Annotated in this window: 15 protein-coding genes; 6 read left to right on the top strand and 9 right to left on the bottom strand. The window is 67.3% G+C overall.

Going from position 1 to position 14,351, the window contains the following annotated elements; translation table 11 throughout:
- Nucleotides 1-131 precede the first annotated feature (131 nt).
- Nucleotides 132-812, bottom strand: a complete 681-nt coding sequence (gene radC / locus CAL26_RS18260; RefSeq protein ID WP_094848219.1) for a RadC family protein — start codon at nt 810-812, stop codon at nt 132-134.
- Between the two features lie 74 nt (nt 813-886).
- On the opposite strand from radC, the gene CAL26_RS18255 reads away from it, so the two are divergent.
- Genes CAL26_RS18255 through maiA form a run of 3 tightly spaced genes read left to right on the top strand, consistent with a single transcriptional unit; the run spans nt 887 to nt 3,030 of the window.
- Nucleotides 887-1,363: an FKBP-type peptidyl-prolyl cis-trans isomerase gene (locus tag CAL26_RS18255; protein ID WP_094848218.1), complete on the top strand. Its 477-nt coding sequence runs from the start codon at nt 887-889 to the stop codon at nt 1,361-1,363.
- Nucleotides 1,363-2,361, top strand: coding sequence for a 4-hydroxy-3-methylbut-2-enyl diphosphate reductase (ispH, locus tag CAL26_RS18250; RefSeq protein WP_094848217.1), 999 nt, complete (start codon nt 1,363-1,365; stop codon nt 2,359-2,361). Before CAL26_RS18255 ends, ispH begins: the two co-directional genes overlap by 1 nt.
- Before the next feature lie 24 nt (nt 2,362-2,385).
- Nucleotides 2,386-3,030 (top strand): maleylacetoacetate isomerase, encoded by a 645-nt coding sequence (maiA, locus tag CAL26_RS18245; RefSeq protein WP_094848216.1) that lies wholly within the window; start codon nt 2,386-2,388, stop codon nt 3,028-3,030.
- A 56-nt stretch (nt 3,031-3,086) separates the two neighbouring features.
- On the opposite strand, the gene garD is transcribed toward maiA, so the two are convergent.
- Entirely contained in the window at nt 3,087-4,658 is a 1,572-nt protein-coding gene (garD, locus tag CAL26_RS18240) for a galactarate dehydratase (RefSeq protein WP_094848215.1), read from the bottom strand.
- Between the two features lie 193 nt (nt 4,659-4,851).
- Here garD and kdgD point away from each other — a divergent pair, with 193 nt between their 5' ends.
- Nucleotides 4,852-5,766: a 5-dehydro-4-deoxyglucarate dehydratase gene (kdgD, locus tag CAL26_RS18235; protein WP_094848214.1), complete on the top strand. Its 915-nt coding sequence runs from the start codon at nt 4,852-4,854 to the stop codon at nt 5,764-5,766.
- An 81-nt stretch (nt 5,767-5,847) separates the two neighbouring features.
- Here the strand turns inward: kdgD and CAL26_RS18230 are convergent, their stop codons facing one another.
- The 3 genes from CAL26_RS18230 to CAL26_RS18220 all read right to left on the bottom strand — a co-directional run bounded on the left by CAL26_RS18230 (nt 5,848) and on the right by CAL26_RS18220 (nt 8,217).
- Entirely contained in the window at nt 5,848-6,720 is an 873-nt protein-coding gene (locus tag CAL26_RS18230; RefSeq protein ID WP_094848213.1) for an NAD(P)-dependent oxidoreductase, read from the bottom strand.
- 29 nt (nt 6,721-6,749) lie between these two features.
- On the bottom strand, nt 6,750-7,502 hold the full coding sequence (locus tag CAL26_RS18225; RefSeq protein ID WP_094848212.1) for a GntR family transcriptional regulator: 753 nt from the start codon (nt 7,500-7,502) through the stop codon (nt 6,750-6,752).
- 118 nt (nt 7,503-7,620) lie between these two features.
- Nucleotides 7,621-8,217, bottom strand: a complete 597-nt coding sequence (locus CAL26_RS18220) for a diguanylate cyclase (protein ID WP_094849953.1) — start codon at nt 8,215-8,217, stop codon at nt 7,621-7,623.
- A 271-nt stretch (nt 8,218-8,488) separates the two neighbouring features.
- Between CAL26_RS18220 and CAL26_RS18215 the strand changes: the two genes are divergently transcribed.
- Entirely contained in the window at nt 8,489-9,697 is a 1,209-nt protein-coding gene (locus CAL26_RS18215; RefSeq protein WP_094848211.1) for a zinc-dependent alcohol dehydrogenase, read from the top strand.
- A gap of 31 nt (nt 9,698-9,728) precedes the next feature.
- Nucleotides 9,729-10,241: a hypothetical protein gene (locus CAL26_RS18210; protein WP_094848210.1), complete on the top strand. Its 513-nt coding sequence runs from the start codon at nt 9,729-9,731 to the stop codon at nt 10,239-10,241.
- 9 nt (nt 10,242-10,250) lie between these two features.
- On the opposite strand, the gene CAL26_RS18205 is transcribed toward CAL26_RS18210, so the two are convergent.
- The 4 genes from CAL26_RS18205 to CAL26_RS18190 all read right to left on the bottom strand — a co-directional run bounded on the left by CAL26_RS18205 (nt 10,251) and on the right by CAL26_RS18190 (nt 14,305).
- Entirely contained in the window at nt 10,251-11,150 is a 900-nt protein-coding gene (locus CAL26_RS18205; protein ID WP_094848209.1) for a c-type cytochrome, read from the bottom strand.
- Nucleotides 11,147-12,919 (bottom strand): GMC family oxidoreductase, encoded by a 1,773-nt coding sequence (locus tag CAL26_RS18200; protein WP_094848208.1) that lies wholly within the window; start codon nt 12,917-12,919, stop codon nt 11,147-11,149. The genes CAL26_RS18205 and CAL26_RS18200 overlap by 4 nt, the downstream gene beginning before the upstream one ends.
- Nucleotides 12,916-13,689 (bottom strand): gluconate 2-dehydrogenase subunit 3 family protein, encoded by a 774-nt coding sequence (locus CAL26_RS18195; RefSeq protein WP_094848207.1) that lies wholly within the window; start codon nt 13,687-13,689, stop codon nt 12,916-12,918. Before CAL26_RS18195 ends, CAL26_RS18200 begins: the two co-directional genes overlap by 4 nt.
- Before the next feature lie 112 nt (nt 13,690-13,801).
- Nucleotides 13,802-14,305, bottom strand: coding sequence for a CinA family protein (locus CAL26_RS18190; RefSeq protein WP_094848206.1), 504 nt, complete (start codon nt 14,303-14,305; stop codon nt 13,802-13,804).
- Between the last annotated feature and the right edge of the window lie 46 nt (nt 14,306-14,351).

Below are 14,351 nucleotides of genomic sequence, written 5' to 3'. Positions count from 1 at the left end.
AGATCCGGGATCAGCGATCGGTCTTTGTCGGGATCCAGCCCGAGCATCCACCACGTATCCAGAGAGAACTCGGCATTCTAGCCCGGATTCCGGCAAATCCGCAAGAAGCCGGCGCCGCCTCGCCCTGGCGGCTACATCCGTCCCTGTTCGGCCATCGACAGCGCGGCGCCGCCGGCGACGATCAGGTGATCCAGCAGCCGGACGTCGACCAGCGCCAGCGCCTGCCGGAGATGGCGCGTCAGACGTTCGTCGGCATCGCTGGGAACCGCCAGTCCGGAAGGATGGTTGTGCGCCAGGATCAGCGCTGCGGCATGGTGCCGCAGCGCGTCGCGTACGACCTCGCGCGGATACACCGAAGCCTGCGCCAGGGTGCCGCGCGCCACCTCGCCGGTCGCGATCAGGCGCAGGCGGTTGTCCAGGTAGAGGGCGATGCAATGCTCGACTTCGTGGTGTCCGAGCATCGCCACGCAGTATTGCTTGACGCGCCCGGGCTGGTCCAGCGCGCAGCCTTCCGTGAGTTCTTCGCGCATGGCCCGGCGCGCCAGCTCCAGCACGCTCTGCAATTGGCAGGTCTTGGCCAGACCCAGTCCGCGGATCCGTACCAGCGCGTCGGCGCTGGCCCCGAACAGGCCGCGCAGCCCGTCGAAATGGGTGAGGATTTCGTGCGCCAGCGCGACCACCGGCTGGCCCGGCGTGCCGGTGCGCAGCACGATCGCCAGCAGTTCGGCGTCGGTCAGCACGGCGGCGCCGTGGCGCAGCAGGCGTTCACGGGGGCGTTCGGCGTCGGGAACGGAAGGCTTGGAAGCAGGCATGGATGGGCTCCTGGCGCGGCGGGCTGGCGCGCTAAGACTAAAATGGCGGATTCACCCCATTACGGTGGCATATCTTGAGCACCGCTACGCCCAGCACGAACGTTTTTGTCCGCCCGGATTCCTACCTGACCCTGCATTACCGCATCGTCCTTGCCTCCGGGCCGGGCGAAGGCTCGGTCTTCGCGGATACCTTCACCGGCCGCCCGGCCACGCTGCAGCTGGGCATGGGCCAGTGGGCGCCCGGCATGGAAGCCGCGCTGCTGGACCAGCCCGAAGGCAGCGAGTTCAGCGTGACGCTGCCGCCCGCGCAGGCCTACGGCGATCGCAACCCCGAACTGATCCAGCGCGTCAGCCGCGCCATGCTGGCCGAACACGCCGGCGCCGACACCACCTTCGAGCCGGGCGACCTGGTCGAGTTCCAGGCGCCCAATGGCGGCCGCTACTCAGGCGTGCTGAAGTCGCTGGACGACGACGGCGCGCTGTTCGATTTCAATCATCCGTTGGCAGGCACGGCCCTGCGGCTGGATGTCCAGATCCTGGGAGTCCTGTGATGAGCGGCACCGTCGATCCCGTCACCGCGCCGCGGGCCGAAGTCCTGCTGGCGCAGCCGCGCGGCTTCTGTGCCGGCGTCGATCGCGCCATCGACATCGTCGAACGGGCGCTGGAACTGCATGGCGCGCCAATCCATGTGCGGCACGAAATCGTCCATAACCGCTACGTGGTCGAAGACCTGCGGCGCAAGGGCGCCGTCTTCATCGACGAGCTCGACGACGCGCCGCCCGGCGCCATCGTGGTGTTTTCCGCGCATGGCGTGTCCAAGGCCGTGCGGGCCGAAGCCGAGCGGCGCGGCCTGCAGGTTTTCGATGCGACGTGCCCGCTGGTCACCAAGGTGCACGTCGAGGTCGCCCGCATGCGGGCCGCGGGACGCGAGATCATCATGATCGGCCACAAGGGCCATCCCGAAGTCGAAGGCACGCTGGGCCAGTCGGGCGACGGCATGTACCTGGTCGAAACGGTCGAGGACGTGCAGGCCCTGCGCGTGACCGATCCCGAACAGCTGGCCTTCGTCACGCAGACCACCCTGTCGGTGGACGACGCGGCGGCCGTGGCCGCCGCGCTCAAGGCGCGCTTTCCCTCCATCGTCGAGCCGCGCAAGAGCGATATCTGCTACGCGACGCAGAATCGCCAGGATGCCGTCAAGGTGCTGGCGCCCGAGTGCGATCTGGTGCTGGTGGTGGGCAGCCCCAACAGCTCGAATTCCAACCGGCTGCGTGAAGTCGCGGAGCGCAAGGGCGTCACGGCCTATCTGGTCGACGGCGCCGACGGCATCGATCCGGCCTGGCTGCGCGGGCGCGAGCGCATCGGCATCACCGCCGGGGCGTCGGCGCCGGAAGTGCTGGTGCGCCAGGTGATCGACCGCGTCAGGGAATTGGGCGCGGTGTCGGTCAGGACCATGCCGGGGCTGGAAGAGAACGTCGCCTTCCCGTTGCCCAAGGGTTTGTCCCGCAAGACCGCCGACGCGGCCCCGCCGTCGCCGCCGGCGGGTTGAAGCACATCGACACCAGGAGACCGCATGCAGCTATACAGCTACTTCCGCAGTTCGGCCGCCTATCGCGTGCGCATCGCGCTGAACCTGAAGGGATTGCCGTATGAATACATCCCGGTGCATCTGATCAAGGATGGCGGGCAGCAGCTCAAGCCGGAATACACGCGGCTGAATCCGCAGGCGCTGGTGCCGACGCTGGTCGATGGCGACGCGGTGCTGACGCAGTCGATGGCCATCATCGAATACCTGGATGAAACCCATCCCCAGCCGGCGCTGCTGCCGGACACGCCCGTCGCCCGCGCGCGGGTGCGCGCGCTGGCCCAGGGCATCGCCTGCGACATCCATCCGCTGAACAATCTGCGCGTGCTGCGCTATCTCAAGCGCGACCTCGACCTGCCGGACGAAGCGCGCGACGCCTGGTATCGGCACTGGGTGGAAAGCGGCCTGCTGGCGCTGGAGCGCATGCTGGCGGACTCGCCCGACACCGGCGCCTTCTGCCACGGCGATACGCCCACGCTGGCCGATGCCTGCCTGGTGCCGCAGGTCTTCAATGCGCGCCGGCTGGATTGCGACCTTTCCGCCATGCCTACCATCGTGCGCATCGATGCCGCCTGCCTGGCGCTGCCGGCTTTCACGCAAGCCGCGCCGGACGCGCAACCCGACGCCGCCTAGGCTGGCCGGCACCAAGCCACGGGCAGGCCGCGGACGCCAGGGGCGGCCCGCCCGCGTCAGGTCACTGGCGCCGGATTGAACAAGGCCAGCGCATTGTGCAGCCGCAGCGCTTCCGCGCGGCTTTTCCTGCGGCCGCTGGCCACGTCCAGCATCGTGTTGAAGAGTTCCCAGCCGATGTCGGCGATCGTCGCTTCGCCGGTCGCGATGCGGCCGGCGTTCACGTCCATCAGGTCATGCCAGCGCCGCGCCAGGTCGTTGCGCGTGGCCACCTTGATGACCGGAACCTCGGCCAAGCCGTAAGGCGTGCCGCGTCCCGTCGTGAACACGTGCAGGTTCATGCCCGCCGCCAGTTGCAGCGTGCCGCAGATGAAGTCGCTGGCGGGCGTGGCCGTGTAAACCAGGCCGCGGGTCGCCAGCTTTTCGCCCGGCGCCAGCACGCCGGAAATCGCCGAGCGTCCGGACTTGGCGATCGATCCCATGGCTTTCTCCACGATGTTCGACAGCCCGCCTTTCTTGTTGCCGGGGGAGGTATTGGCGCTGCGATCCGCATTGCCGCGCGCCAGGTAGGCGTCGTACCAGGCCATTTCGCGGATCAAGGCCTGCGCGACTTCCGGCGTGGCGGCGCGCGCCGTCAACTGCGCGATGCCGTCGCGCACCTCGGTATTTTCCGAGAACATGACGGTGGCGCCGGCACGTATCAGCAGATCGCTCGCATAGCCCACGGCCGGATTCGCGGTGATGCCGGAAAACGCATCGCTGCCGCCGCATTGCACACCCACGACCAGGTCCGACACCGGGCATTCGACCCGCCGCCGCGCATCCAGTATCGCCAGATGCCGCTCGGCGGTGCTCATGATGGACGCCACCATGGATTCGAAGCCGACGTGGGCGTCATCCTGCAGCGTGACGGTATCGACGCGATTGCCGCCGCCCGCGATCGGAATGCTGCCCGGCGGCATCAGCCGGTCGGGCTGCAGCTTTTCACAACCCAGGCTGACCATCATCGCGGTGCCGCCGAAATTCGGGTTGAGGGCGATATTGCGCAGCGTGCGGATCGGAATGATGGCATCGGGCGCGTCGATGGCCACGCCGCAGCCATAGGTGTGCTCCAGCCCGACCACGTCATCCACGTTCGGATAGCGCGGCAGCAGTTCGGCGCGTATGCGCCTGACGGCATGCTCGACCACGCCGGAGACGCACTGCACGGTGGTGGTGATGGCCAGGATATTGCGGGTGCCGACGGAGCCGTCCGCATTGCGATATCCCATGAAGGTATAGCCTTCCAGCGGCTCGGCCGCGGGCGGCACGCGCGTGGAGACGGGCAGTGCGTCCAGCGCGGGCGGGGCGGGCAGGGTGGTGACGCGTTCGTTCACCCAGCTGCCGCGGGGCAGGGCGCGCGCCGCGTAGCCGATGATCACGCCATAGCGGACGATGGCGTCACCTTCGGCCAGGTCGCGCAGCGCGACCTTGTGGCCCTGCGGCACCGCCTCGCGCAGGACGAGTCCATCGTCGAAGGCGCTGCCCGCCTGCAGGCCGCCGTCGTTGACCACGATGGCGACGTTGTCGTCGTCATGGATACGGATATAGAGAGGCGCAAGGGGATCTGGGGAAACGCGAGGCTCGGACATGGCGGTTCGAATGAGGGCGGTCATGCATGGCGCATGTTTGTCATCGTACAACGAGCCCGCCTAACTTGTCAGCCAAGTACACGTTTGCCGGGAACAAGTGCCGCGACATAAACGGGTTTACCGCTACGGTGTCGGTGTTGTACGATAACGTATAACCACTCCTTGCCCGCCAACTGTCCCGGTACGCGCATCCATGACCACGCCGCTAGAACTCAAGCAAATCATTTCGCAGGGCCTGCTGTCGTTTCCCATCACGGATTTCGACGAGCAGGGCGATTTCCGTCCCAAGACCTATATCGAACGCCTGGAATGGCTGGCGCCTTACGGCGCCAGCGCGCTGTTCGCGGCGGGTGGCACGGGCGAATACTTCTCGCTGGCGCCGGCGGAGTACGCCGACGTCATCCGAACCGCGGTCGACACCTGCGCGGGCAAGGTGCCCATCCTGGCCGGGGCTGGCGGCCCCACGCGCACCGCGATCGCCTATGCACAGGAAGCCGAACGCCTGGGGGCCAAGGGCATCCTGCTGATGCCCCATTACCTGACCGAAGCCAGCGCCGACGGTATCGCCGCACACGTGGAGCAGGTTTGCAAGTCCTTGAAGATAGGCGTGATCGTCTACAACCGCGCGAACTCACGGCTGGGGCCGGACCACCTGCGCCGCGTCGCCGACCGCTGCCCCAACCTGATCGGCTTCAAGGACGGCGTAGGCGATATCGAGAACATGGTGCGCGTGCGCCGCGCCATGGGCGACCGTTTCGCCTATCTGGGCGGCCTGCCGACCGCCGAGGTCTATGCCGCGGCCTACAAGGCCCTGGGCGTGCCGGTGTATTCGTCGGCCGTCTTCAACTTCATTCCCAAGACGGCGATGCAGTTCTATCGCGCCATCGCCAGCGACGACGAGGCCACCGTGGGCAAGCTGCTGGACGAGTTCTTCCTGCCGTATCTGGAAATCCGCAACCGCCGCGCGGGCTATGCGGTCAGCATCGTCAAGGCGGGCGCCCGCCTGGTCGGCCGGGATGCCGGTCCCGTGCGCGCGCCGCTGACCGACCTGAACGACGAGGAAAGCGCCGCGCTGGACGTCCTGATCAGGAAGCTGGGCGCGCAGTAAGGCGCCCAACAAGGCACGCAGCAAGGCCCACGGGAACGCCCACAACGACGCCCACAATGACGCGCGCGACAACGCGCGCGCTCACCGCTTGATGCGGTTCAGCGCCACTTGTCCCAGTACCGCCAGGTCATGGTCGCCCAGGCCCTGGTCGACGGCCTCGCGCATGCTCGCGGCCACGACTTCCGACAGCGGCAGGGCGGCCCCCGCTTCGCGCGCCGCCTCCTGGGCCAGCAGCACGTCCTTCAGCCCCAGGCGGGCGCGGAAACTGGCGGGTTCATAGCTGCCCTTGGTCATCAGCGCGCCATAACCGGTATGCAGCGGCCCGGGCAGGATGGTGCTGGTCAGCAGATCCACCACCGTGCCGGTCTCGATGCCGTATGCCTTGGCGAGCGCGGTGCCTTCCGCCAGCGCTTCCACCGCGCTGGTCAGGATGAAGTTCACCGTCAGCTTCATGGCGTTGGCCTTGTCAGGCGCGTCGCCCAGCATGACCGTCTTGTGCCCGACCAGGCCGAACAGGGGTTCGGCGATGCGTACCGCATCCGGCGCGCCGGCCACCAGCAGGGTCAGCTTGGCGGCGGCCGCGGCGTCGGGGCGGCCCATTACCGGCGCGGCGACGTAGCCGACACCCTGCGCGGCATGGGCATCGGCCAGCCGCCGGGCAGCGGGAATCGAGATGGTCGCCATGTTGACGTGCACCGATCCCTTGCGCATGCGCGATAGCGCGCCGCCGTCCAGGAACACCTGGGCGACCGCCTGGTCGTCGGCCAGCATGCTGAAGACGACATCGGCATCGCAGGCCTGCGACGGATCGTCGGCAATGCGCGCGCCCAGTTCGCGCAGCGGCGCCGCGGCCTGCGGCGATCTGTTCCACACGGTCAGGGCGTGGCCGCCCTTGATCAGGTTGGCCGCGATCGCGCGGCCCATATTGCCCAAACCGATAAATCCGATATCCATGACGACGTCCCAGGCTGGCGTGCCGCCGGTCAGGCGCCGCCCGTGTACTCCTGCCCCAGGTATTCGTAGGCTTCGGTATTCACATGGGAAACACGCCATTCCACCGGCTGGCGGTGATAGGAATAGGCCACGCGGCGGATCTGCAGCAGGGGTTCGCCTTCCGGCACGCCCAGCCAGGGCGCGTGGGTGGCGCTGGCGCGGCAGGTGCGCAGGCGTTCGTCGGTTGCGATGACGTTCACGCCGAACATGTCCTGGTACAGACTATACAAGGTGCTCGGGCGTTCGCGCAGGTGGCGTTCGGTCATGCCGGGGAAAAGGTTTTCCGGCAGGCTGACTTCATCCACCATCACCACGTCGCCGTGCAGCGACAGCACGTTGTTGAACTCGAACACGTGGCTGCCCGACGGCAGGCCCAGCTTTTCGCGGGCCAGGGCGGACGCCCGCGTGCGGCGGAAGCGCATCAGCTCGGTCGTGGGATAGGATTTGTCGCCATCCTGCCGCACGATGCGGAAGAACTTGAAGAAGTGCGAATTGCGCGTGTGCACGGCGACGTAGGTGCCGCGGCCCTGATGGCGGATCAGGATGTTCTCGGCCGCCAGTTCGTCGACCGCCTTGCGCAACGTGCCTATGGACACGCCGAACCGCTCGGCCAGCACTTTTTCGGGCGGTATGGCTTCGCCCTGCTTCCATTCCCCATGGGCCAGGGCGCCAAGGATGGCCTGCTTGATCTGCTCGTAAAGCGGACTGCCCAACGGTACGGCCGACGACGGCTGATGATTCATAGTGCTTCCAGGATGATCGCGCGGAATTGTAGGCGCCCGCGCAGGGGGCTGCCTGCCCTCTGCGCCATATTATATATATGATTTATATGAATACATTCCCGCGCGTCGCCTGGACGGGTCATCCGTTGCCGCGCGGCCACGCGTTGGAAGGCGAACCCAGGCCGGCCCTGCGCGCTCTCAGCCCGCGCAGCAGTTCTTCCGCATAGGGCAGCAATTCCAGCACGACGGCGGCCAGCAGGACGAAGGCCACGTATGCCGTGGGCAGCGCGCGCGCTTTCAGGCGCAGGTCCCAGCGTGCCGGTTCCTGCCCCATCCCGAACAGCGCCAGGAACTGCGGCCAGTGCAGGACGGCGACCAGCATACCCGCGGCCAGGGGCAGCAGTTCCAGGAAGCTATGCACATGCTGTTCGAACGGGCCGACGCGGCGCCGGCTGGAGGCATAGCTTACGTCCCATAGCGCGGTCGCCTCGTGCGCGATGAATGCCACGATCATCACCAGGAATACCAGCGCATTGATTTCCAGGAACAGGCAGGCCAGCAGGGGGATGCCGATTTCGGCGAACATCAGCAGGTGCAGCAGCGACTCCTTCGGGCCGGCCGTGCGCGCGATGTGGGTCCGCCGATGGCAGAGGTAGTCGGCGGTGCCCGCCGCGATCCATAGCGGCATGATGAAGTACATGAGGATGCGCAGCGCCGCATCCGCGGGGTCGTGCATATTCGTGTCCATGGCAATCCCGGTGGCGGTTGGTGTTCGATGCCCAAGCGTGCAAGGGTTGGCGCGGGGCGGCGGGGCCTCGGCGCCGACGCTGGTGTGCTTCAGCACGTCGTATGCCGCGCATGCCGCTTGCTGCACCCCTGCAAGTCCATTTCCGGTTGCTCAGCAACGCGCGGTGGCGCGCGGCGTGCGCGCATCGCACGGATGCCACGTGCCCGACGCCAGGTGCCGATCCTCGGCCCGGTGGCCATCCCCTTCGAAGGAGCTTCACATGAAAGCCGTCGTGTTCCATGCCATAGGCGACATCCGCCTGGAAGACGTACCCGATCCCCAACTGCGCGAAGAGACCGACGCCATCGTGCGTATCGTGGCCAGCGCGATCTGCGGCACCGACCTGCATTTCATCCGCGGCACGATGGAAGGCGTGAAGCCCGGGACGATCCTCGGGCACGAGGGCGTGGGCGTGGTCGAGCAACTCGGCCCTGGCGTGCGCAATCTGCAGGTCGGCGAGCGCGTCGTCATTCCGTCCACCATCGCATGCGGCTACTGTTCATACTGCCGGGCCGGCTATTACGCCCAGTGCGACAACGCGAATCCGCATGGCAAGTCGGCGGGCACGGCGTTCTATGGCGGTCCCGACCAGGCCGGCGGCTTCAATGGCCTGCAGGCCGAGAAGGCCCGTATTCCCTATGCGCATGTGAACCTGGTCAAGCTGCCGGACGAGATCGATAACGACCAGGCGATCATGATCTCCGACATCTTCCCCACGGGATACTTCGGCGCCGACCTGGCCGACATCGAGCCCGGGCGCACCGTCGCGGTCTTCGGCTGCGGTCCGGTCGGGCAGTTCGCCATCGCGTCGGCCAAGCTGATGCACGCGGGCCGCATATTCGCCATCGATGCCGTGCCGGACCGGCTGGCCATGGCGCGGGCGCAGGGCGCCGAGACCATCGATTTCAATGCGGAAGATCCGGTCGAGACCATCAAGCGCCTGACCGGCGGCATCGGCGTCGATCGGGCCATCGATGCCGTTGGCGTGGATGCGGTGCATGCGCACGAAGGACCGGCGTCGCAGCCCGAACAGAACGCGGCGATGGAAGCCCAGTCGCGCGAGATCGCGCCACATGCGCATCCGCACGACGGCAACTGGGTACCCGGCGACGCGCCGGCCCAGGCCCTGAACTGGGCGGTCCAGGCGCTGGCCAAGGCTGGCACCCTGGCCATCATCGGGGTCTATCCGCCGAACGACAACATCTTTCCCATCGGTATGGCGATGAACAAGAACCTGACGATCCGGATGGGCAACTGCAACCATCGCAAATACGTTCCCATCCTGATCGAGCTGGTGCGCTCGGGCCGCATCGATCCCTCGGCGATCCTGACCAAGCGTGAGCCGCTGTCGTCCGTGCTGGACGCCTACAAGGCTTTCGATACGCGGCAGCCGGGCTGGATGAAGGTCGAACTGGCGCCGGTGGCGTGAAATCCGAGCAGGGCGCATGAAGGAGAGCGAGATGACGATACGCATCATGATGGACGGCGCGCACGGCGGTGCGCGCAAGCGGCGGTGCCATGCCGCGGGCTGGGTCTCCGGCCTGGTGCTGGTGGGCGTGGCGCTGTGCGCCGCGCAGGCGCATGAAACGCCTCGATGGGTCGCACAAGCCACGCAGGGCTCCGGCGCGCAGACGGGGGGGGCGGCGGGCGGGCAGTTCAAGCACCCCGAATCCGGCGCCACCAATCCCGCGGGCTCGAGCGCGGCGGGGCCGGGCGACGGCCAGGGCCAAGGCCGTGACTCGGCCTCCACGTCAAAATCGCGTGCCGGCACGGGCCAGTCACGCGGCGACGCCAACGACATGCAGGGGCATCACGGCAACGATACCCAGCCTCGGAGCGGCAACAGCAGCGGCGGTGCGCAGGACTCCTCGGTCAAGGGGGCCGTCGGCGACAGCCAGAGCGCCAAAGGCAGCGCGGCGAACAGCGACAAGGGGCCGGGCCATCGCGGCGCCGATACCCGGCCCGGCCATTGACCCGAAATCCTACTGCGCCCGCATGCCCGCGTAATACCTGGCGAGCGCGGCCGAGTCCTCCGCGCTCAGGCGTTTGGCGATGTCGCGCATCGTCCCCAAGTCATCGTTCGCGCGCTGCCCGTTGCGGAAAGCGTCGAGCTGCCCGGTGACATAGGCTTCGGGCTGCCCGGCCAGGCGCGGCAGCATGGGCGCTTCGCCTTCGCCGTTGGCGCCGTGGCAGTTCGCGCACGCCGCCAATGCCAGGCCGTTGTCGCCGAAGCCGTGCAGCCGCTGCCCGCGGTCCTGTGGATTCGCCGCCGGCGCCTTGATCGCCGGCGGCGGCAGGCTGCCGTAGTAGTGCGCCACGGCCGCGATGTCCTTGTCGTCCAGGCCTTTGGCAATGCCCGTCATGATGGGATGCTGGCGGGTCCCGTCCCTATAGTCGAGCAGTTGCTTGGCAACGTAGGCGGGCGGGGCGCCGGCCAGGGTGGGAAAAGGCGTCCCGGCCGCGGGCACGCCCTGCGCGCCGTGGCATGAAGCGCAGGCCGCCACGCCGGCCGACGGCTTGCCAGAATTGGCCAGCGAGGCATCGATGGGCGTGTCGGCATTCTGCGCGAGCAGTTGTTCCCAGCGGGCCTGCGGAAACGAGAACTCGGTCGCCGTGCGCGGCGGCGTACGCGGCGCCTGCGCCGTACCGCCCGCGGTCCCGGGCGCGGCGGCCTGCTGTCCGGGCGCGCCGGGCGCCGAGGCTTGCGGCGGCGTCACAGGTGCGGGCGCCGATGACCCAGCCACCCCGCCCGCGGGTGGCGCCGGCGGTTTTCCGCGATGCTCGGGAAGATGAAAAAGTCCCGATACGATCGCGACGAGCCCGACGAACGAGCCGCCCACCGTCGTGGCGCCTTTCAGGAGAGCCGCCAGGTTGCGATTCATATCTTCACCAGCGGGCCGGGAAATTTGAGGTAATCACGCTTGATGGCGTCAACCATCCAGTACGCCGTGGCGCCCACCGTGCCCGTCGGGTTGTAGCAGGAGTTCTGCGGGAACAGGGCGGCCCCCGTGACGAAGACGTTGGGAACATCCCAGCATTGGCCGTAGCGATTCACCACGCTGGTCCGCGGGTCGTCGCCTATCGCCGCGCCGCCGGTCAGGTGGGTGGACTGATAGCTGGCGGAAGAGTACGGGCGCGTGCGCGGCGCTGGTTCGGTATGGATCACCCCGCGCATGGCCTTGCCGATCTCGTCGCCTTTTGCCGTCACGAAGCGCGACATGCGGATATCGTTGTCCGGAAAATCGTAGGTGATGCGCAGCAGCGGTTGTCCCCAGGCGTCCTTGTATGTGGGGTCCAGGTCCAGATAGCTGCCGCGCGTCGGTTGCGCCGATCCCGTGATGGTGATGGGGATCGCATGGTTGTAGTAGCGCTTGACCGTCTTCTTCCATTCGCTGCCCCAGGTCGGCGTCCCCGATGGCACCGGGTGGTTGCTGATCGGCGTGCCGCTGACCACCTGGATCTGGATGTAGGCCCCGCCCACGAATCCCTGCGGCCCGTGGTCGAAGTTGTCGGTACAGAAGTCGTCCATGGTCACCGCCACGGCGCCGGCGCCCATGAAGGGATTGATGGGCGTCCGCTCATCGAAGAACAGGCCCACGCCCGAGGTGGTCTGGTGCGTATAGTTGCGTCCCACCACGCCTTCGTTGGCCTGCGGGTCATAAGGCTTGCCGATATTGGACAGCAGCAGCAGGCGCACGTTGTTGATGCTGAACGCGCACAGGAACACCAGTTCGGCCGGCTGGAAGACTTCCTCGCCCGCTTCGTCGACATAGGTCACCCCGGTCGCGCGTTTCCTGTCCTTGTCCAGCTCCACGCGCAGCACATGCGTTCCCGTGCGTATCTCGAACGTGTCCAGCTTCATCGCCACCGGCAGCACGCAGACCTGTGGCGAGGCCTTGGCGAAATGTTCGCAGCCGTAGTTCGAGCAGAAGCCGCAGTACACGCAGGCATTCATGTGCAGGCCTTCGGTATTCACGTAAGGCCGCGTGCAGAGCGCCGATGGCTGCACGTAGGGGTGGTATCCCAGCTTGCGCGCCGCCTCGCCGAACAGGGCGGGGGCGTAAGGCACTTTCATCGGCGGGTTGGGGTAGGGGTTGGATCGCCAGGGTTCGAAAGGATTGCCCCCTTCCTGCTTCTGCCCCTTCAGGTTGCCGGCGAAGCCGGAGGCGCCGATCAGCCGGTCGAAACGATCGTAATAGGGTTCGAGTTCTTCGTACGTGACCGGCCAATCCTGCGCGGTAATGTCTTCGTCGAAGATCCTGGCGCCGTACTTCTGCGTGTAGTGCGACCGCAGCTTGAATTCGACCTCGTCGAAACGATAATAGGCGCCGGACCAGTGATTGCCCGCGCCGCCCAGGTGCGTGCCGGGGTAGGCGAAGGCCCAGCGGCGCATGGGCAGCGCGGTCTGGTTGATGTTGTTGCGGAAGGTGTAGGTTTCGGTGGCGGCGTTCTGGTGCAGGGCATGGCGCCGCACGTATTTGATTTCGTCGTGCACCATGGGGCCCTGGAAATCGGGCGAAGGCCAGCGCGGCTGGCCGCGCTCCAGCACGACGACCTTCTGGCCGTTGGCCGCCAGCTCCTTGCCGATGATGGATCCGGTCCAGCCGCCGCCGACGATGGCGACATCGACCGCGGGTAGTGTGCGTGTCATGCGGCCTCCCCGGCAGGCCTGCCTTCCACCCGCATGTCGTGCATCGGGCTGTTGGCGATGGACACCGGTTCGCGTACGAAGGCGACGCCGTGCCGCTCGATGTCGTTCGCATAGCTGGCGTAGGCGCCGGGAAACTGGACCAGCTTCCATCCCACCATGTCGCGATTGCCGCCGTGTATGGGATCGCCGAAGAAACCTTCGACGGTCGCGTCCATCAATGCGGCGAAGAAGACCGCGGACGGCAGCGGCGAGAAATCGAGCTTGCCGGTTTCCATGTTCCTGAGCATCTCGTCCTGCGCGGCCGGTTCCAGGTCGGCGAAGGCCTTGCCGCCCTGGCGCTGCGCGACCGCCTGGGCGAAGCGGGCGAGCCCGGTGCGAAACATCTGGGCGGGCGTATACGAGAGTTGGTAGCCCTGCTGTGGCGTGCCGGCGGCGAAGGGGCCGGACTGGTAGAACTGTTCGCCGGCGCCCCAGGCGCCCGCGAGTTGCTGGTCCATGAACACTGTCACGCCCGCTTCACGCGCGCCGGGCCCGAGTTCATCCGCGGGGATCAGGCGCGCCACGATGGCGTCCATCAAGGCAGCCTCGTCCGTGTTGAAGAAGCGCCATGTAGGATTGCTGGCGGCATGCGCGGCAGTGCTGGCGGCCTGGGCTTGATCCTGGGCCTGGGCTGGCTGTATCCGGCCTGTCAGCGCGGCGGCCGGCAGTCCTACCGTGATCGCCTTCAAGACCTGCCGGCGCGACGCCGGATCGACGGGGTTGGGGTTCATGCGATCTCCGTGGAAACGGGCTGCGCGGCTGCAACTGTTATGCCCGCCGGGAGGCCGCCGGCGATGCGGGCCGCTTCGAAAGAGACAGATGAGTACGTTGGGCGCGCTGTGCCTATCTGCCGTCGCGGCGCCATTCCCGGTACAGCGCCGCCATTCTTTCCAGCGCGAAAACTGCCGCGGCCTTGCGGATCTGGTGACGGCCGCCTTCGAAGCGATGCGTCTCCGTGATGACGGCCGGATTGGCGTCCGCCGGGCTGGCCTTGAATATCCAGGCGTAGCACTGCGTTCCCGCCGGTACGTCGCCATCGCTGCCATCGGCCAGGCCGGTGTTGGCGATCGCCACATTGGCGGGGCTGCGCGCGGCGGCGCCCAGCGCCATCTCCCGGGCCACGGCCTCGCTGGTCAAATTGTGCGTATCCAGGGTGTGCTGCGAGACCCCCACACAGCGCCGCTTGGCGTCGGGCGAATACACGACGAAGGCGCAATCCAGCAGGGCTCCCGCGCCGGGGATGTCGGCAAGCGTGCTGGCAATCAGGCCGGCGGTGCACGATTCCGCCGTCACCAGCGTCAGATGGTTGTCGCGCATGAAGATGGCGACGCGCTCGATGGCGTTCATGATGTCGTCCTCCCGGTGCGGGCAAAGCAACTGGCGGACCCAAGAA

The organism is Bordetella genomosp. 9, from assembly GCF_002261425.1.
In the GTDB taxonomy this organism is placed as follows: domain Bacteria; phylum Pseudomonadota; class Gammaproteobacteria; order Burkholderiales; family Burkholderiaceae_B; genus Bordetella_C.
This window is presented reverse-complemented; position numbering and strand designations above follow the sequence as displayed.

What these genes read in the sequence shown, in the direction of transcription:
- radC (WP_094848219.1), bottom strand. Translation starts at nt 812, where the DNA reads ATGCCTGCTTCCAAGCCTTCCGTTCCCGACGCCGAACGCCCCCGTGAA.
- ispH (WP_094848217.1), top strand. Translation starts at nt 1,363, where the DNA reads ATGAGCGGCACCGTCGATCCCGTCACCGCGCCGCGGGCCGAAGTCCTG.
- maiA (WP_094848216.1), top strand. Translation starts at nt 2,386, where the DNA reads ATGCAGCTATACAGCTACTTCCGCAGTTCGGCCGCCTATCGCGTGCGC.
- garD (WP_094848215.1), bottom strand. Translation starts at nt 4,658, where the DNA reads ATGTCCGAGCCTCGCGTTTCCCCAGATCCCCTTGCGCCTCTCTATATC.
- kdgD (WP_094848214.1), top strand. Translation starts at nt 4,852, where the DNA reads ATGACCACGCCGCTAGAACTCAAGCAAATCATTTCGCAGGGCCTGCTG.
- CAL26_RS18230 (WP_094848213.1), bottom strand. Translation starts at nt 6,720, where the DNA reads ATGGATATCGGATTTATCGGTTTGGGCAATATGGGCCGCGCGATCGCG.
- CAL26_RS18225 (WP_094848212.1), bottom strand. Translation starts at nt 7,502, where the DNA reads ATGAATCATCAGCCGTCGTCGGCCGTACCGTTGGGCAGTCCGCTTTAC.
- CAL26_RS18220 (WP_094849953.1), bottom strand. Translation starts at nt 8,217, where the DNA reads ATGCACGACCCCGCGGATGCGGCGCTGCGCATCCTCATGTACTTCATC.
- CAL26_RS18215 (WP_094848211.1), top strand. Translation starts at nt 8,489, where the DNA reads ATGAAAGCCGTCGTGTTCCATGCCATAGGCGACATCCGCCTGGAAGAC.
- CAL26_RS18210 (WP_094848210.1), top strand. Translation starts at nt 9,729, where the DNA reads ATGACGATACGCATCATGATGGACGGCGCGCACGGCGGTGCGCGCAAG.
- CAL26_RS18205 (WP_094848209.1), bottom strand. Translation starts at nt 11,150, where the DNA reads ATGAATCGCAACCTGGCGGCTCTCCTGAAAGGCGCCACGACGGTGGGC.
- CAL26_RS18200 (WP_094848208.1), bottom strand. Translation starts at nt 12,919, where the DNA reads ATGACACGCACACTACCCGCGGTCGATGTCGCCATCGTCGGCGGCGGC.
- CAL26_RS18195 (WP_094848207.1), bottom strand. Translation starts at nt 13,689, where the DNA reads ATGAACCCCAACCCCGTCGATCCGGCGTCGCGCCGGCAGGTCTTGAAG.
- CAL26_RS18190 (WP_094848206.1), bottom strand. Translation starts at nt 14,305, where the DNA reads ATGAACGCCATCGAGCGCGTCGCCATCTTCATGCGCGACAACCATCTG.